Below are 16,227 nucleotides of genomic sequence, written 5' to 3'. Positions count from 1 at the left end.
CTGGAGTTCCTTCGCAAAACGGTCGATCCGAAAGCCGACTTCTATTTCTGCGGGCCGGTTCCGTTCATGCGTGCCGTGAACGGCCATTTGAAAGCGATGGAGGTGCCTGCTGACCGGATCCACTATGAATTCTTTGGTCCGGCCGGTACGCTGGAAAGTTAATATTAGGTTAACCGTATCTCCTTCCGGCGGCATCGATCAGCTGCGAAGGGTGCCTCGACTCATTGCTCTGTCCATGCATGCTCGTACAGGGTTTTATAAACCTATGTATAAAGCCAGTTCAGGCGTCGAGGGGGTAGGGGCTAAACGTGCTTGCCCTGCTCCCTCAGCAGCCGGTTTACCGTTTCTCTTCTTACCCCGATCAGCTGTCCGATCTCTTCCTGAGTCAAATATTCGGTCAGATGTATCCCTTGGGAATACTCATCCAGCCACTGAATCAGCAGCTCCAGCCGCTCCGCCGGCCCGCCCACGGTTAAGTGATCCAGCCTCATCTGCATGAACCTCACCTTTTCCTGCAGCAATCTGGCAACCTCGAGCGGTTTTTGCGGATCCTCCTCAAGCTGTCGATACCAAGCTTCAGCCGATATCACATCCACTTCGCTCTGAATCAGCGCGATCGCGGTTCCATGCGTTTCCTTCGGGCTGATCAGCGAGTGATGGGGTACCGTTTCGCCTGGATATAGAATATTGAAAATCACCATATTGCCATTGGCATGCAGACGGGTCACCTTAAACAATCCGCTCCGAATGTGATATAAATGATCCCCGCTATCCCCTTGCCGGAACAATATTTCGCCTTTATGCAGTATCATGGTTAATCTCCTCCCGAAAAAATGCAGTTATCAGGAGTGTAAACGATATGCCGCCATGATTCCACCGGAGGTGATCACAAATGCCAGAAATTAATGGTTGCAGGCCGAATAAGGATGGCATACCATATATATAATAGAACATGTGTTCTTATATTTTTTTCATGTTCGGGGATGTGTCTCTTATGATGAAACCTTCCACTCCTCCTCCGCCTTCGGTCGAAGACGAAGCCCTGGTCAAGGATTATCTGCTGCATGACCTGCTTCAGTCTGTTCTCGAACGGGATATTGGAATCCTCAAGACCCTCAAGCTCAAAATGGCCGATATCTATATTTTAAATCTGCAGTATCTCCAAAAAAGGATTTCGGCACACGCCTGGTCCATTCAACAGCAGATGAAGCGGCGCGGCATCCGGATTCAAAGTCAGGGCCGTACCCCCGAGGAAGGGCTACAGGTGCATTATCTGTGCCGCGGGTATGAAGGCAGCCTGCTCTGCGATCGGCCCTCTCTTAAGGAAGAGATAAAGGCTCGGCTCGTTTCGTATCTTGGCACGGATTTGGCGGCATACTAGCTCCAACTACGTACAAGACAGGAGCGCTCATGAAGAATATCTTCCATATATATTCTGCCGATATCCGTAGAATCGTCCGCAATTGGGCTGCAGCCGTCATCATCGGGGGTCTTGCCCTCCTACCTTCTCTATATGCCTGGTTTAACATCGAAGCTTCCTGGGATCCCTACGGCCAAACCTCAGGTGTATCGATTGCCGTTGCCAACCTGGATAAAGGCACCACCCTTCGCGACCAGCCCATTAACCTGGGCAAAGAAATCGTAGAGTCCCTGCATCACAATGAGAAGCTGGGGTGGCGGTTTACGGAGGACAGCGAGAATGCGATACAGGGGGTGCGGCGCGGCACCGATTATGCCGCCATCGTCATTCCGGAGAACTTCTCCGCCCGGATCGGCACCGTGCTGACCAATGAGCCTGTCAAGGCTCAGATCCTCTATTACACGAACGAGAAAATCAACGCCATTTCGCCCAAGGTGACGGCCCAGGGGGCATCTGCCGTCGTGGAGGAAGTCAGCAAAAATTTCATCAAAACCGCCAACGGCACCATCTTCGAGATTTTCAACACGCTCGGGATCGAGATCGAGAACCAGCTCCCGGCGATCAACAAAGTACGAAGCTTGCTGTTCCGGCTCGAAAAAAGCTTTCCCGAGCTCAACGAGGCGGTGAGCACGGCCCAGCAGGATATCAAGCTGGCCAACCGGTTGGTTGAGCAGGCCGATGCCGCTCTGCCCCGCCTTGAAGGGATTGCCACGGACGGCAAGGAAATGGCCGGTGCGCTGGCGGAGTTCGCAAATCAGGCCGCAGGGGCCTCAAAATCGCTGGAGCCTGCGCTGCGGCAGGACTTGGAGGTGCTGGGTGCAGCCACCGGAGCGCTTTCGCAAGTGCTGGACGCGCTAGGGCAAAAAGGCATCGACCCGAAGGAGCTGGCCAGCCGCCTGAACGCTGCGAAGGAGCGCGCTGAGACCGCAGCGCAAGCTGCTGCCCGGCTGGGGCAATTGTTCAAGCGGCTGGGCTCGATCTCCCCGGCGGCGGCTTCCGCGGCGGCTAAGCTCGAGGACATTGCCGCACGATGGACCTCGGCTCAAGCCGTGCTCCAAACCATCGCTCAAGCCGTGGAACGGGGGGAGGAAGCACCTGCGGATTCCATCGACAAGCTGAAGAAGCTGACCGATGACATGACGGGGCTGACCGACGCGCTGCTAAGCCGGTACGACAGCGAAATCGGCCCGGCGATAAGCAAGGCCTTCACCAAGGGCGCAGGTACGGCCAAGCGCGTTCAGAAGGAATTGACCCAGGCGCTTGCCAGCGTCCCCGACATCCAGCGTTTGCTCCAAGATGCCCGGAAAGGGCTCAAAGTGGGAGGCGAAGAAGTGCAGCTCGCCCAAAATCGTCTGCCGGAGGCGGAGCTACGGATTACGCAGCTGGCCAACCGGCTGCGCGAGATGGAAGCGGAAGGGGATATTCAAGAGATCATCGATCTTCTCCAAAACAATTTCGAGCTCGAGAGCCAGTTTTTTGCCGAGCCGGTTACGCTGGAAGAGAATCGCCTGTACCCCATCCCGAACTACGGCTCCGCGATGTCGCCCTTCTTCACGACCTTGTCCTTGTGGGTAGGCGCCCTGCTGCTCGTTTCCCTGCTCTCCGTTGACGTACATGATGAGGAGAGAAGCTTCCGCAGCTTCGAGGTTTACTTCGGACGCTATCTCACCTTTCTGACCATTGCCCTGTTCCAGGCGCTGTTCGTTACCCTGGGCGATATTTATTTACTGGGAACCTATGTGGTGAACCCCGGCTGGTTCATTCTGTTTGCGCTGCTGATCAGCTGCGTTTTCATGCTGATCGTCTACACCCTGGTGTCCGTATTCGGCAATGTCGGAAAAGCGATGGCGATCGTTCTGCTCGTGCTGCAGCTGGCGGGCGCTGGCGGGACCTTTCCGATCCAGATGACGCCGCCGTTCTTCCAGGCATTGCATCCGTATTTGCCGTTCACCTATGCCATCAGCATGATGCGGGAAGCCGTCGGCGGCATCCTGTGGGATATCGTCATCCGCGATATGCTGCTCATGCTGGTCTTCGCGGCGATCGCGCTTGTGATCGGGATCGCGCTCAAGAAGCCGATCAACCGGGCCAGCAGCGGGCTGATCCGCAAAGCGAAAGCTTCGAAGCTCATTCATTGACCTCCTCCGCTGGGGACGGACAGAATGACGAGCGGACTGCCCCCGAATGTTCCTATACGTGAAAGGACACCCCGAGCGGCCTCTTATTGAAGCCGCTCGGGGTGTCCTTTTGGATTATACCGAAATCATTCATGATGGGATTGCTGTCGAAACTCGCTCAACTTCTGCAGTGAATTTGCTTCCATTTCGCCGAGCCGCCAGATCGCAATCTTCGAAATGCCCGCCTCCCCCGCCGCATCCATCCATCCGGCAAGGGTCGTTCCGTCCGCATACCATACGGTATGCCCGATGCCTTCGTCGTCCGTGTACTTGAAGTGCAGTGCCCCGCTGTCCGGATCCCGCTTCGGTTCGTCCGGGCTGGCACGCTCCAGCTCTACCGCACGCTTCTCCGTTAAAGAGACCGCCTTGCCATTCTCCGCCCAGTCAAACCCGCCAACCGACAGCGCGATGGCATGGTCTCCCGGCAGCTGCCGCAGTTTGCCCCCCAGCTCCTTGATCATGGCATAATCCGCCTTCGGTCCGGGTCCGCTATGCCCCCCGTACAGGTTGTATGCCATCAGGACATAATCCGGCCCCTCCGGCAGCTTAAGCGATGACAGGGATACGCCCGGCTCCAGCACGATTCGAAGCGAGAGGCCTTCCGCCCGGAGACGCTCATACAGCTCCTCGTACAGTGCGGAGAGGTTGGCCCCATCCTCCTTGCGGACTTTCTCGTAATCCAATTCCACGCCGTCGAAGCCGTGCTGGGATGCCATGTCCAAAATCTGCCTGATATGTTGGCTGCGGCTTTCGGGAGTAGCGACGAGCCGGGATATCAGGTCCGGATCCTTCTGTTTGGCCGTTCCATCGGGATGGAAACGATCGTTGACGATCGTCAGGACGGCGCGAGCCGCCTCCCCTTCCTTGGACGCCTCCAGGAACGCTGGCAGCCCCTCCCGAAAATCCGACGTCAAGTAAAGCTCGTCTTTATGATTGAAATAGGCTGCAAACAGCTTGATTTCTTCAAGCTCACCACCCAGCTGCTTCCAATCTGTCATGCCCGTCTCCCACTGCCAATCCGTAATCCAGGCAGACAGCTTGACTTGCGCCTGCAGCGGCTGAGGCAGCATCGATGGCTCCTTCTTTTGATCCTGCAACCACCAGAAGGAGACGGCGGCACACAATACCGCAACCCCCGCTGCTGCCGCCCATTTCTTCCTGCGATTCTTCATTCGTTGTTCACGCCCTACGCTACCCAATTTTTAGAAAGTCTCGACAGCCCAGTCGACCGCGCGGTTCATGCTTCGCTGTACGCCGGTCAGGACACCGGCAAGCCCGGACGGCTTGTTCGTGAACAGCAGCTTACGTTCGGCACCCGGTGGCTCCGACACAATCGTGACATCTTCGAAGACGGCGTCGTAAATATCATCATCCTTTTCGTTCTGCTCATGATACTCCGATTCAAGCGCCACGCCTCCTGCGCCGATCGATGCATCCACAGGCTGCCGGTCCAGAAGCAACTGCCGATCAACGCTCACGGACAGGGCATCGCCTTTCACCGAAATCTCCAGCCACCGATTTCCGATTATGTTGACAGGGTACTCATTCTCATCATCCCGGTCTCCGGACAGCGTCTGCTCCTTTGTATAGACCGAAGCCTTATCGAATTGCAGATCCTCTTCGCCCCATGCTACCTTCGGCAAGGCGTACGAGAACAGCTCCTCGGGAGCTTGGCCCGCTACCTTCTGTTCCACCACCACGTGGTTGTTCTCCAGCAGAAGCCTGATATAAGAACCCTTCGTCCGGTCGTAACGGACATAAACCGACTGCCGTCCCACCACATTGCCGAGCGCTTTGGCCGAGACGGTGACGTCTTGCTCCCCGCTGCCCTTCAAATACACGCTTCCTGCCTGGGACGGGGGCGATGTGACCACCATCCGGTTATCCGTAAATTCTGCCGCTCCGCCAAGCAGCTCCCACTTGTCAGCCTGCTCCGTGTCGCCCCGTACAAACTGCATAGGCTGCCCTTGGTCCTTACGCAGCTTCATTAACAGGTGATTGGTAGACCAATACGGCGCGGGCTGGACCCGGGTCAGATTATACAGATCGCTATCCTTCGAATTGAAGGCAACGCCTTCCCGGTTGAAATTCATCCCGAACAGCTTCCGAATCTGATCCGTATTGGCATTCGCCACAAGCTGATTCATTCCTCCGCCGAGCGCATTGGCGTGCATGATCATATACGTGATCGGAACGTAACCGAGCGATTCCGTGTAAACCTTGTCCATTGCCGCATAGTCGGCCCGGATCCGTTCTTCCATCTCGGCGCGGTTCTCGAGCGGAATCATGTTCTCGTCGCGGATGAAATCCATCAAATAGTGGTTGTAATATTCCACGTTGGATTTGACCGTCAGCTCACGCTCGTCTTTAACGCCGACATAACGGCCCTCATCATCGAAAATATTGATATAGGTCAGCCGGTTGCCGTTAGTCCCAAGCTCCCAATACCCGGTGCGGGTCATCTTCAGCATGTCCTTCGGCTGCAGAAATTTCCGTTCGCTGTTGCCCATTTTATTGGCATAGGACAGAAAGGTAGCCTTATAATTATATTTTTCAAGCAGCGGCTGCGCGAACAGCGCGGAATCATTCCGCCCGTCTTCAAAGGACAGGTACAGCGCCTTGTCGGGCAGCTTCTTGCCATGGCTGTAATAATCGATGATATCCTGCTGCGAAATCGTCGTATAGCCCTGTTCGTATAAGGCCTTCAGCTGGGAATCCAGCTGGGCCTTGGATACGAGCTTGGACGTCCCGGAGCGGCCGACCCCGAAATAGGACAGGGCAATAAAGCCCTGATCCTGACGCCAGGCGGATCTGTCCGGCTCCTTATATGTTCGAAAATCGAAAATCGCATTGGCCAACAGGACGGCTGCAACGGCCAATACCATGACCTGTGCCGTTACTTTGATAATTTTCCTGCGATTTTTTCGCCGAACATTGAGGGCTGTTTTTTGTTTTTTAGCCATATGTCATCCTCGCTTCAATCCTTACTTCAACCGCTTTGACACGATCAGAACGGTAATCCGAATTTTTTGCCTTTGCGCTTGCGGGCTTCCTTCTTCTCCCTGGCTTCGATATCCTGCGGCGTTTCCCGCGTCCCCCACGTCGATTTCCAGAAGGTAAACCAAGCCACCGGCATCTGCCATAACAGGACGAATTCATAGAAGAGGCAGAATACGAAGCCGAACACCCATAATCTGCTCTTCCGGAACAGCAGGTGGGCCAGGCTCATCAGCAGCGCCATCAGCAGCAATCCCATCAGGAAGGTCCCCGGGAAAATGCCGTGAACGATCGGCACGTACATGAGGTTGTAGGCAACCACGACAGGCGCGGCAATCGGCACGATCAGGCCTATGTAAAAAAACAACGCCATAAACGGCTCTTTGCGCCATATGAAACTTCCGGCCCGCAGCGATTCGCGCAGCCAGGAGCGCTTCCACCGCATCTGCTGCTTCAGAAACACCTTCATCTGCGAAGGCACGATCGTCGAGCAAATGGCAGAATCCTGGTAAGCGGTACGATGCGTTTTCAAAATAAAGTTCGTCATGCTCCGGTCGTCTCCGAAGGTGGCGGGCCTGCCCAGAAACTTCTGGTTCAGCCAAGCGTCCGCATGCTGCACGATCAGTTCTTTCCGATAGCAGGATAAGGGACCCGACAGGCAGGTCACGCTGTCAAACCAGGACTCTGCCGCTTTCATGATCCGAAAGGCGATATAATAACGGACGGTCTGCAGCTTCGTCATGTTATTGGTATATTTGTTCTCGACGTCCGTCCTTCCGGCAACGCCGCCCATCTTGGGATCCTGAAAGGGCTGGACGAGGTGACGAATCGCCGTCGGATCCAGGAAGCTGTCCGAATCCACGAAGACCACCAGATCATGCTTGGCCATCTCGACGCCTTTGACCAGAGCGGCCCGTTTGCCCGCATTCTCGGGCAGCACCATATAGGACAAGCGCTCCCGGGTAGCGTAACGCTCCGCCTCGGAATGAATCAACTCGATCATGTCTTGGATCTGCTGTACCGACTGGTCCGTCGATCGGTCATCCACCACAATGACCTCCAGCTTGTCTACGGGATAGTCCTGGTTCATGCAGCTGAGTATCGTGCGTTTGATCCATTCCGCTTCATTGAAACAGGGGATGATAATGGATACTCCCGGCGTATAATCCGGATTGATCGGCACATCGCGGTACAATGCTCCGAACAGGTAGCGCGTCAGCAGAAACAGGGCCGCGATCAGGCTGTACAAATACAGCACCATGTTGTATTTGAAATAAATGATGCTCTCCGCCCGCATCAGCATGATGAAGAGCACCGCCATGAACAGCAAGGCGCTGGCGGAATATACGGAATACCCCCACCGTTTGCGCTGAAAATAATCCGTGAGCGGTTTCTCGAACTCCAAGGCAAGCAGATGCTCTTCGCCTGCTTCGGTCGAATTCGAGGCTCTGCGAACAACAGCTGCATCGATCCTGACGGCCGATTCGAAGCCCTCGGGCATAGCCCCCGGCGGGATGCGGAATCGTGCCTTCACTTTGTCGCCGACTTCGAGGCTTGAAGAGGCTTCCGGCAGCCTGAGCAGAAGGCCCGTGGCCGAAATATCGGCAGCCACGCCCTTAATCCCGGCTTTTTTCTTTTTCCCGTTCGGGACAAGCAAAACTTCAAAATCCGCCTCGTAACGCAGGCTGAGCATCCGCAGCTTGTTGACGTAGTCAGAGCTGGACAAATCCTCCCCGGGCTCCTGCGCCCGGTTGCCTCTTCGGTCCGCATTCATCCGGATCTGCTCCGGATCGGGCACATAGGAAAGAGTCCGTCTGTCCGTGCGCGGAAGCGTTAGAACTTCCTTGGTGCTCTTCGGTTGCTTTCTTTTTATAATCCTCATTGCCTTCTCCCATCGTTATCTTACAAACTCCAATAATGAAAGCCATGGGCTTCGCATTCGGTTTTTGGATAAGCTCCCTTCACGTCGATCAGAAGCTTCGCCTGTTCAGAACTGAACATGTCCTTGAATGCCGCAATCCCGAGTTGCTTGAACTCCCGGTGAGCGACCGCCACAACCGCAATCTGGATTCCGTTCAGCTCGCTCATGTCCGACAGCTCGATGCCGTATTCCTCATAAGCCTGCTTCGGGTCTACGTGCGGGTCCGCCACCATCGGCCGGATCCCGTAATCCTGCAGCTCCCGAATAATATCGATGACCTTGGAATTGCGGATATCCCGGCAATCCTCCTTGAACGAAAGGCCCATGACGGCCACCTTCGCCTTCATCAGATCTATCCCTTGGCGAATCGCAAGTTTAATGACGTGCTGGGCGACGTATTTTCCCATTCCGTCATTGATATGCCGTCCTGCCAAAATAATCTTGGAATGATACCCCGTATCCTCGGCCTTATACGTCAGATAATACGGGTCGATTCCGATGCAATGCCCGCCGACGAGACCCGGGCGGAACGGGAGGAAGTTCCATTTCGTTTCCGCTGCGCGCAGCACGGCATTCGTATCGATGTCCATCTGGTTGAACAGCATCGAAAGCTCGTTCATAAAGGCAATGTTGATGTCGCGCTGGGCATTCTCGATGACCTTTGCCGCTTCCGCCACCCTAATGGTTTCCGCCCGGTGAACGCCTGCCTCGATAATCAGCTCATACAGTCTGGCAACCGTCTCCAGCGCCTCCGGATCATTGCCGGATACGATTTTCACGATGGTCTCCAGCCGGTGGACCTGGTCTCCGGGGTTAATCCGTTCCGGGGAATACCCCACCTTGAAATCCTCGCCCAGGCGCAGGCCCGACTCCTCTTCGAGAATCGGAATGCAGACTTCCTCCGTAACCCCCGGATAGACCGTTGACTCATAGACAACCACCGCTCCCCGCTTCAAGGCGCGGCCGACCAAGCGGCTGGCATTCCGCACGAATTTCAGGTCCGGCACATTGCCGCTTTTTACGGGTGTCGGAACGGCCACGATAAAGCAGCGAGCCTCCTTCAGCTTGTCCGGATTCGAGGTGAAATCGGCCGCACTGCCCGCAAGCAAAGCATCTCCGATCTCACCGGTAGCATCGAATCCGCTGCGATACTGAGACACCTTCGCCTCGCTCAGATCAAAGCCGATGACATCCAGCCTTTTCGAGAACGCGACCGCCAGCGGCAGTCCGACATAACCCAGTCCGACGACCGCCAATTTATCCACGCGGTCCAGCATGTTTTCATATAATTCCATTTTACTCCATCTCCATTGCGGCCTGGTCCTGCAACTGCATCATGTCCGCCATTTTTACAAACGTGTATCCCTTATCCTTGAGGCCTTCCAGCACGCGGGGCAACGCCTCAATGGTATGAATGTCATCCAGCATATGCAGCAAGATGACGCTTCCCGGCTGCGTCTTGGTCATAACCCCGTTCACAATATCGTCGGCACTATTGGAAATATCCCAATCCAGCGTCGTCACGTCGTACATGGCAATCACCGGGTAACCGACTGCCGCCAACGCTTTGGCCCGTTTATCGTCGACCACGCCGGTCGGCGGACGAAACAGCATGACAGGCTGCTGCTGGATGGCTTCGGTAATGACCTGATGCGCCTTGACGACATCCTGCTGAAGCTCTTCGGGCGTCAGCGATGTAACGACGGGATGGCTGTAGGAATGGTTGGCCACGTCATGCCCGCCCTCCACCATCGCCCGCGCCAAATTCGGATTGCTTTCCACGCCTTTGGCCCGCAGGAAGAAGGTCGCTTTGACATCATGCTCGGCCAAAATATCGAGTATGCGGGTCACCGTTTTGTCGCTTCCGAAATCGTCAAACGTCAGGGCGACTTCTTTTTTGTCGGTATCGACTTGATAAACCAGCTCATACTTCGCCCGTTGATAATCCGGATTGATGCGGGCTGCGTCATATCCCGGAATTTGCTCGAGCGGCTTTCGCTCGCCCCCGTTCTGCACCAGCTCATCCAGCGTAACCAGCCGATATCCGATATCGTCCACGGCCTTGGCAATGTATTTTATGGAAGAGACCACTTCCGGATTGACGTCGGTGTTCATGGAGATGATGCCCCCTCTGGAGACGAACCTCGCCACGTATTCTCCGATAGCTTCGGCACTCTGCATATCGCGGTCCTTCGGATTGATGTTATAGCTGACAACAGCCTTCATTCCAAGATGCGCTGCCGCCAGCGGCACATCTTCCGGGTAATCGCCCGAACGCGTCCGGACATAGCGGGGCTGGGCGCCGGTCTCCCGTTCAATAACGTCGTTTGCCAGCTTGATCTCCTTATAGATCTGATCGTAATCCAGCTTGTTCATATCCAGCTGATTGAGCGTATTGTTCTCGATTTCATGGCCTCCGGCCAAGATCGCGCCCGCAATGTCCGGCTCCTCCGCCACTCGGATGCCCGGAAGAAAGAAGGTCGCCTTGATTCCGTATGTTTCCAATTCATCGATCAGTGCCGTCATGGTGGCTTTATCGCCCATGCCGTTAAAGGTAAGCGCCAATTCCTTCCTGGCCGTGTACACGTACGGAATTTCCCTGCTCTTCTCCCCCGTATACCGCTCCACCTTTTGAGCAGGCGCTATCGGACCTCCCGCCTCATCGCTGGAGGCTGCTTTACCGCCAAAAAAACCGCAGCCGCCCATCAACGCCAGGATCGCCAGCAAAGCGGTCATTCGGGTAAACATGCAAAACACTCGGTTACTACTAGAAACTCTCTTCATTTGAATACTCCTTTAATATTTCAAACAGGGCTTATTCTAGAGCCCCTCCTAAACAAACCATTAGAATTTAACACCAACCTGACGTAATTGCTATGCTTTTTTGAAAAAATTCATAAAATTCCACCTTTTTTCAAAAATCAATGATTTAAGAGCTTAGGAATCGTCACCCATCCTATGTCAATATTCGCCTTTTGTCTCAAAGCATGTTCCTCTGCCTGCCGCTCAACGTTTCCCATTATAGAATTCGGTTCTCTACAATTTCTAGACAATACTGCGCAGGCCCGATTCCTCTTCCCTTCCTTGGACAAAAAAATACCCCCGAAAGTCTCTTGGAGACCTTCGGAGGTACGTTGAATGAGTGAATGATATGAAGTTGTTTCCTTGTAACACGGAGCAGAGGCGGCAGGCCATCATGGCAATTTCACCGCTCTTCCCCGCCCATCGCGGTTCGTTTGTGGACCCAGGCCTGATAATGATGGACGGCCAATCCCGCGAAGGAGGAATGGTCGCTGCCAAGCTTGGCGGCGCGCAGGGCTTCATCCTCCATCTCCTGCTCGCTCTTGGAATAAAAGGTCAAATGCTCGCCTTCGTCCGTATCCCCGAGCTCCATGCCGATCCACACGGATTTGCCGAGTTCGTCGGCCTGCTCCAGCTCCTCCTTGGACAATTCATACATCTGCTCCCCGCTGTCGCGGTATGCCATAACGGCAATCGCATCCGTATTTTGGATCATCCAGCGGCTGAACGAATCGGTATCCGCTCGGCTCGGTCCAGGTATCGAATCAAGCCAGAACGGAACCGCTGCACTGAACGGGAGACCCTGACGCTTGGCCTCCTGGACCCAGACTTCCGTGTTGGCGCTCCATTCTTCCACCACCTGTTCCTGTTCGCGATCCCACCTGCGAAGCACGTAAGGCTCCACATCGAACTGCACGCCCTCGAATTTCTCCTCGGGGGCGGAAGCCTGGTTGTACTCTTCCAGCCAGGCCAGCAGGTCCATCCCTTTTTGCCGGCCTTCCTCATAAGCCCAGTCGGGGTGGCCGTTCAAAGCATGGACGCTGATGCCCTGCCGATGTGCCGCAGCCACGAAATGGCGGTACTCCTCGTCCGTAACCTCTTGTTGAATTTGCAAAAAGATCGTTGTAATGCCTTCCCTGCCGCTAAAGGCTACAATCTCCTCCGTTTCACTCCGGATCAGACTTGCATCCCACAGCCAGGTAGCTTTGTTTTGATTCACCTTGCCTGACGGAAGAAGAATAAGGATCAGCAGCAAAAGACAGATGCCGGCAGCCAGGATGATCCACTTCGCTTTTGCATCGATATGCCTCAGTCTTCTCGTCCATTTCATCAGATCAAGACAGCCTCGCCCGGCTCAGGCACATGCTGAACGGAATGGCCGATCTTGTAAATATGAGGCTCGGCATACGCTTTAAATGCATTCCGCGTGTCCAAGATCGGCACGCCGGCGGAAGCGATCGAATGATAATCCAGATTGCTGTGGTTCGTAATGAGGACGATGCAATCGTACCGGCTGAATTTCGCGAGATCATACTCCACGCTGCGAATCGTCCCGCCTTGCTTATCCACGAAACTGTTGGCATACGGATCGTAGTAATCCACATAAGCGCCGTTCTCCTTGAACTGTTCGTAAACTTCAAGGCCCGGGGATTCGCGCAAATCGCTGATATCCGGTTTGTAGGCCATGCCTAGCAGCAGGATATTGGAGCGCTTGATCGATTTGGCATATTCATTCAGAATCGTCGCGGTTTTGTTGATCACGTAGTAAGGCATATTGTCATTGGTGGATTGTGCCAGCTCAATGAATTTGCTGTAAAAGCGGAAGCCCTTGGCCTTCCACGATAAGTACATGGGATCCAGCGGGATGCAGTGGCCGCCGATGCCTGGCCCCGGATAGAACGGCATGAAACCGAACGGCTTGGTGGCCGCCGCATTGATCACTTCCCATACATCGATGCCCATACGGTCGCACATCATCGCCATCTCGTTGACGAAGGCGATATTCACGCTGCGGAACGTATTCTCCAGCAGCTTGGACATTTCCGCAACTTTCGGATTGCTGACGGGTACAACCGTCTCCACGTACTGCTTGTACAGCGCTTCGCCCAGCTTCAGGCAGGCATCCGTCGTTCCGCCGATCACCTTCGGCGTGTTCCGCGTATTAAAGCGGCTGTTGGACGGATCGACCCGTTCCGGCGAGAAGCACAGATAGAAGTCCTGGCCGACCTTGTAACCGAGCTTCTCGATCGGGTGTTGAATCAGTTCCTCCGTGGTTCCCGGATACGTCGTGCTCTCCAGCGTAATTAACAGATTAGGCTTCATGAACCGTTTGAGCTGATCGACTACCATTGTAATGTAGGAAGTATCCGGGTCCTGATTCTCGCTGAGCGGCGTCGGCACACAGATGCTGACCGCGTCAATGACGGCGATCATGCTGTAATCCGTTGTCGGCTTAAAGCGTCCGGTCTCCATGCATGCCGCAAGCTCTTCGGACGAGATGTCCGTAATATAGGACTCGCCGCGGTAAATGCGGTCGATTTTGTCGGAATCCAGATCGATGCCGATAACCGTAAATCCTTGTTTCACCATTTCCACAGCCAGCGGCAAGCCTACATAACCTAGTCCCACAACACCCAGTACAGCTTTCTTATTTTCAATGGCACTCAATAAAGTTTCATATTCCTCATTCACAAGTATTCAACCTCCATCGGATGTATAGTCTATTCGTCTATTTCTTTTGTTCGTCGGCCAAAAGACAGACTTGTTTGTTGAACTCTCTCCTTGCGATTAAAGAACCTCTTCAGCTCAACTAATCACGTATCAATCCACAATTCTCATCTAACTAAAAGCTTTAATAACCATGTGTTTAATGAAGGCAGCGGCGGATGCGGGCATCCAGCTCCACCGGCGAGAACGGTTTGGTTACGTAGTCATCGACCCCGTTTTGGAAACATTGGCTGATGGTTTGCTCAACCCGCTTCTCGGTTAACACGACAATTTTCGGCGGCTCCTTCACGTCCAGCTGCTGGATATGATGAATGAACGGCAGGCCGTCAATGCCATGCAGGTTCAGCTCGGTCAGGACAAGATCCGGCTCCCATTTCGGGATGAGCTCCAGTGCCTCCAAGCCATCCACCGCTTCCAGCGTTTCGTAACCCTGCATGGCCAAGCGAATCTGTAAAAATTCCCTCACCGTGGCATCTTGGTCCACGATGAGAATGCGGTTTTGGCCGCTATCCGCTTCCTCCTGCGTGAATATATGAATATCCGAAGAGGTGCTGAGCCTGGCGGTTTCCGCCATCTGCTTCAACGTCTGCCGAGGCGGCGCTTCCGTAAGCGCTGCAAGCGTAATACGCGGGTCCGCTTGCTCGAAACGGCCCTGCAGATGCTGCTTCAGGAGCAGTGCCTGATAATGGGCGGCATCCAGCGTGTAGCCAGGCAGGGTAACGGCCGATACGCCGGTATTGGCGTCGTGCAGAACCTCGCCGTTTACGCCGGACAGCTGGTCCACAAAGCTTTGGACCTCCGCCAGCTCAGCCTCCGTCCCGGACGGATTGCCAGCACAGTACAGAAACAGCAATGCTGTTCCATTGGGATGTTCTCTCACTTCCTCCTCCACGCGGCCGTAAAAATCGACGGCCTGCACGCGTTGCAATGTTGCCGATTGAGACATAACAGTAAGTCCCACCTCTCTTTATATTTTGGTGCTGCATTTGAACCGGGCCTTGAAGTCAAGCCGCCTCGTTCTTATCTTTCCAGCTCTGCCGGGTCATGGTGCCCCATGAATTGTTGTTTTGCAAATATTGAATATGTCCCTGTACTCTCCACAGCACGCCCAGCTGATGGTAACCCACGAACTTGAGCGCCGAGAAGAGGAGCATTTTCACCAAATCGGACAATTTGGTATACCGGCGGAAGGCCATCTCCTCCAGGATAAGGGCTCCCACGCTGAGCAGGTACCCGCTTAAGAAATTGACGAGCCCGAACACGACCAGCACATGCCAATTTGTCATATCCAGCAAAACATATCCAAGCAGAGCCAGAAGGCCCGTAATTCTGAAGTAAGGGTTTAGCGCTTCGAAAATAACGTTGTAGGGCATTGTCAACAAGCCCATGACTTTATATTTCGGATTGAACACCATATCCCGGTTCTCGATCATGTTCTTCAAGTTTCCGCGTCCCCAGCGCTTGCGCTGATTGGACAAAATGTTGTAGCTGTCCGGCGCCTGCGTCCAGCACACCGCTTCCGGACAAAAGGAAACGCGGTATTTGATTTTATTTTCCAGCATATAGCGGTGCAGCTTGATAATGATGTTCATATCTTCACCGGGGTAACCGCCGCGATAGCCGCCAACCGCAATGACATAGTCTTTCCGGAACAAGCCGAAGGCCCCGGAGACGATGATGAGCCCGTTGAAATGGCTCCACCCGATTCGGCCCCCCAGAAAAGCTTTCAAATATTCAATCGATTGAAACATCGGCCACATCCGGCGCGGCAAGGATACGTCCTTAACCTCACCGTTCTCAATCACGCAGCCATTGGCAATCCGGACGTCGCCGCCGATCGCCACCGTCTCCTCGGGATTCTCCATGTACATCCGGGCCATCCGGATCAGCGCATCCTTCTCCAGCAATGAATCCGCATCGATGGAAGAAATCAGCGGATAACGGGACAAGTTGATGCCCGCGTTCAAGGAATCCGCCTTACCGCCGTTCTCCTTGTCAATGAGGTATAGCTGCGGGTACTGCGGATTATAATAAATGCCCCGCACCTTGTTCGTGCTGATGTTGCCGCGGATCTCCGGATTGGGCAGCAGTGTCAACCCATACTCCTCAATCAGCACCTTCAGCGTTTCGTCGGAGGATCCGTCATTGATGACGATGACCTCGTAGGTTGGATAGTTCAGCGT

The 16,227-nt window shown here is 54.5% G+C and carries 12 protein-coding genes and 1 pseudogene; 3 read left to right on the top strand and 10 right to left on the bottom strand.

The annotated features are described in order from the left end of the window. Positions 1-162, top strand: a pseudogene (locus tag HMPREF9412_RS33300) (nitric oxide dioxygenase); the annotation flags it as partial. Positions 163-302: 140 nt separating this feature from the next. Here the strand turns inward: HMPREF9412_RS33300 and HMPREF9412_RS13250 are convergent. Further along, positions 303-812 carry a Crp/Fnr family transcriptional regulator gene (locus tag HMPREF9412_RS13250; protein WP_009592066.1) on the bottom strand — a complete coding sequence of 170 codons (510 nt, stop codon included), beginning with the start codon at positions 810-812 and terminating at the stop codon, positions 303-305. Positions 813-994: 182 nt separating this feature from the next. Here HMPREF9412_RS13250 and HMPREF9412_RS13245 point away from each other — a divergent pair, with 182 nt between their 5' ends. Both HMPREF9412_RS13245 and HMPREF9412_RS13240 read left to right on the top strand, forming a co-directional pair. Continuing rightward, entirely contained in the window at positions 995-1,381 is a 387-nt protein-coding gene (locus tag HMPREF9412_RS13245) for a hypothetical protein (RefSeq protein ID WP_009592061.1), read from the top strand. A gap of 29 nt (positions 1,382-1,410) precedes the next feature. Continuing rightward, entirely contained in the window at positions 1,411-3,558 is a 2,148-nt protein-coding gene (locus HMPREF9412_RS13240) for a YhgE/Pip domain-containing protein (RefSeq protein WP_009592071.1), read from the top strand. 125 nt (positions 3,559-3,683) lie between these two features. Here the strand turns inward: HMPREF9412_RS13240 and HMPREF9412_RS13235 are convergent, their stop codons facing one another. From HMPREF9412_RS13235 to HMPREF9412_RS13195, 9 genes are all read right to left on the bottom strand, one after another. After that, positions 3,684-4,769, bottom strand: coding sequence for a glycosyl hydrolase family 18 protein (locus HMPREF9412_RS13235; protein ID WP_009592072.1), 1,086 nt, complete (start codon positions 4,767-4,769; stop codon positions 3,684-3,686). Positions 4,770-4,799: 30 nt separating this feature from the next. After that, positions 4,800-6,560, bottom strand: coding sequence for a polysaccharide deacetylase family protein (locus tag HMPREF9412_RS13230; protein ID WP_009592067.1), 1,761 nt, complete (start codon positions 6,558-6,560; stop codon positions 4,800-4,802). Between the two features lie 44 nt (positions 6,561-6,604). Further along, the gene (locus tag HMPREF9412_RS13225; RefSeq protein ID WP_009592062.1) at positions 6,605-8,476 is read right to left on the bottom strand and encodes a glycosyltransferase family 2 protein; all 1,872 of its coding nucleotides are present in this window, start codon (positions 8,474-8,476) and stop codon (positions 6,605-6,607) included. 20 nt (positions 8,477-8,496) lie between these two features. Then, complete coding sequence (locus HMPREF9412_RS13220; protein ID WP_009592073.1) at positions 8,497-9,810, bottom strand: nucleotide sugar dehydrogenase; 1,314 nt, start codon at positions 9,808-9,810, stop codon at positions 8,497-8,499. Position 9,811: 1 nt separating this feature from the next. Then, the gene (locus HMPREF9412_RS13215) at positions 9,812-11,299 is read right to left on the bottom strand and encodes a polysaccharide deacetylase family protein (protein WP_050802819.1); all 1,488 of its coding nucleotides are present in this window, start codon (positions 11,297-11,299) and stop codon (positions 9,812-9,814) included. A gap of 421 nt (positions 11,300-11,720) precedes the next feature. Continuing rightward, positions 11,721-12,647, bottom strand: a complete 927-nt coding sequence (locus HMPREF9412_RS13210; protein WP_009592064.1) for a hypothetical protein — start codon at positions 12,645-12,647, stop codon at positions 11,721-11,723. Next, on the bottom strand, positions 12,647-14,008 hold the full coding sequence (locus tag HMPREF9412_RS13205) for a nucleotide sugar dehydrogenase (RefSeq protein ID WP_009592070.1): 1,362 nt from the start codon (positions 14,006-14,008) through the stop codon (positions 12,647-12,649). Before HMPREF9412_RS13205 ends, HMPREF9412_RS13210 begins: the two co-directional genes overlap by 1 nt. A 175-nt stretch (positions 14,009-14,183) precedes the next feature. After that, positions 14,184-14,990, bottom strand: a complete 807-nt coding sequence (locus HMPREF9412_RS13200) for a response regulator transcription factor (RefSeq protein ID WP_009592069.1) — start codon at positions 14,988-14,990, stop codon at positions 14,184-14,186. Positions 14,991-15,048: 58 nt separating this feature from the next. After that, a partial coding sequence (locus HMPREF9412_RS13195) for a glycosyltransferase family 2 protein (protein ID WP_009592065.1) occupies positions 15,049-16,227 on the bottom strand: 1,179 nt, incomplete at its 5' end.

Source organism: Paenibacillus sp. HGF5, assembly GCF_000204455.1.
GTDB lineage: Bacteria > Bacillota > Bacilli > Paenibacillales > Paenibacillaceae > Paenibacillus_AQ > Paenibacillus_AQ lautus_A.
Note: the sequence above shows the minus strand (reverse complement) of the source record. Positions and strands in the feature narration are given on the sequence as shown.

Excerpts from the sequence above, each read along its gene's own strand:
- HMPREF9412_RS13200 (WP_009592069.1), bottom strand. The coding sequence starts at position 14,990 with ATGTCTCAATCGGCAACATTGCAACGCGTGCAGGCCGTCGATTTTTAC.
- HMPREF9412_RS13250 (WP_009592066.1), bottom strand. The coding sequence starts at position 812 with ATGATACTGCATAAAGGCGAAATATTGTTCCGGCAAGGGGATAGCGGG.
- HMPREF9412_RS13215 (WP_050802819.1), bottom strand. The coding sequence starts at position 11,299 with ATGAAGAGAGTTTCTAGTAGTAACCGAGTGTTTTGCATGTTTACCCGA.
- HMPREF9412_RS13240 (WP_009592071.1), top strand. The coding sequence starts at position 1,411 with ATGAAGAATATCTTCCATATATATTCTGCCGATATCCGTAGAATCGTC.
- HMPREF9412_RS13235 (WP_009592072.1), bottom strand. The coding sequence starts at position 4,769 with ATGAAGAATCGCAGGAAGAAATGGGCGGCAGCAGCGGGGGTTGCGGTA.
- HMPREF9412_RS13230 (WP_009592067.1), bottom strand. The coding sequence starts at position 6,560 with ATGGCTAAAAAACAAAAAACAGCCCTCAATGTTCGGCGAAAAAATCGC.
- HMPREF9412_RS13210 (WP_009592064.1), bottom strand. The coding sequence starts at position 12,647 with ATGAAATGGACGAGAAGACTGAGGCATATCGATGCAAAAGCGAAGTGG.
- HMPREF9412_RS13245 (WP_009592061.1), top strand. The coding sequence starts at position 995 with ATGATGAAACCTTCCACTCCTCCTCCGCCTTCGGTCGAAGACGAAGCC.
- HMPREF9412_RS13225 (WP_009592062.1), bottom strand. The coding sequence starts at position 8,476 with ATGAGGATTATAAAAAGAAAGCAACCGAAGAGCACCAAGGAAGTTCTA.
- HMPREF9412_RS13220 (WP_009592073.1), bottom strand. The coding sequence starts at position 9,810 with ATGGAATTATATGAAAACATGCTGGACCGCGTGGATAAATTGGCGGTC.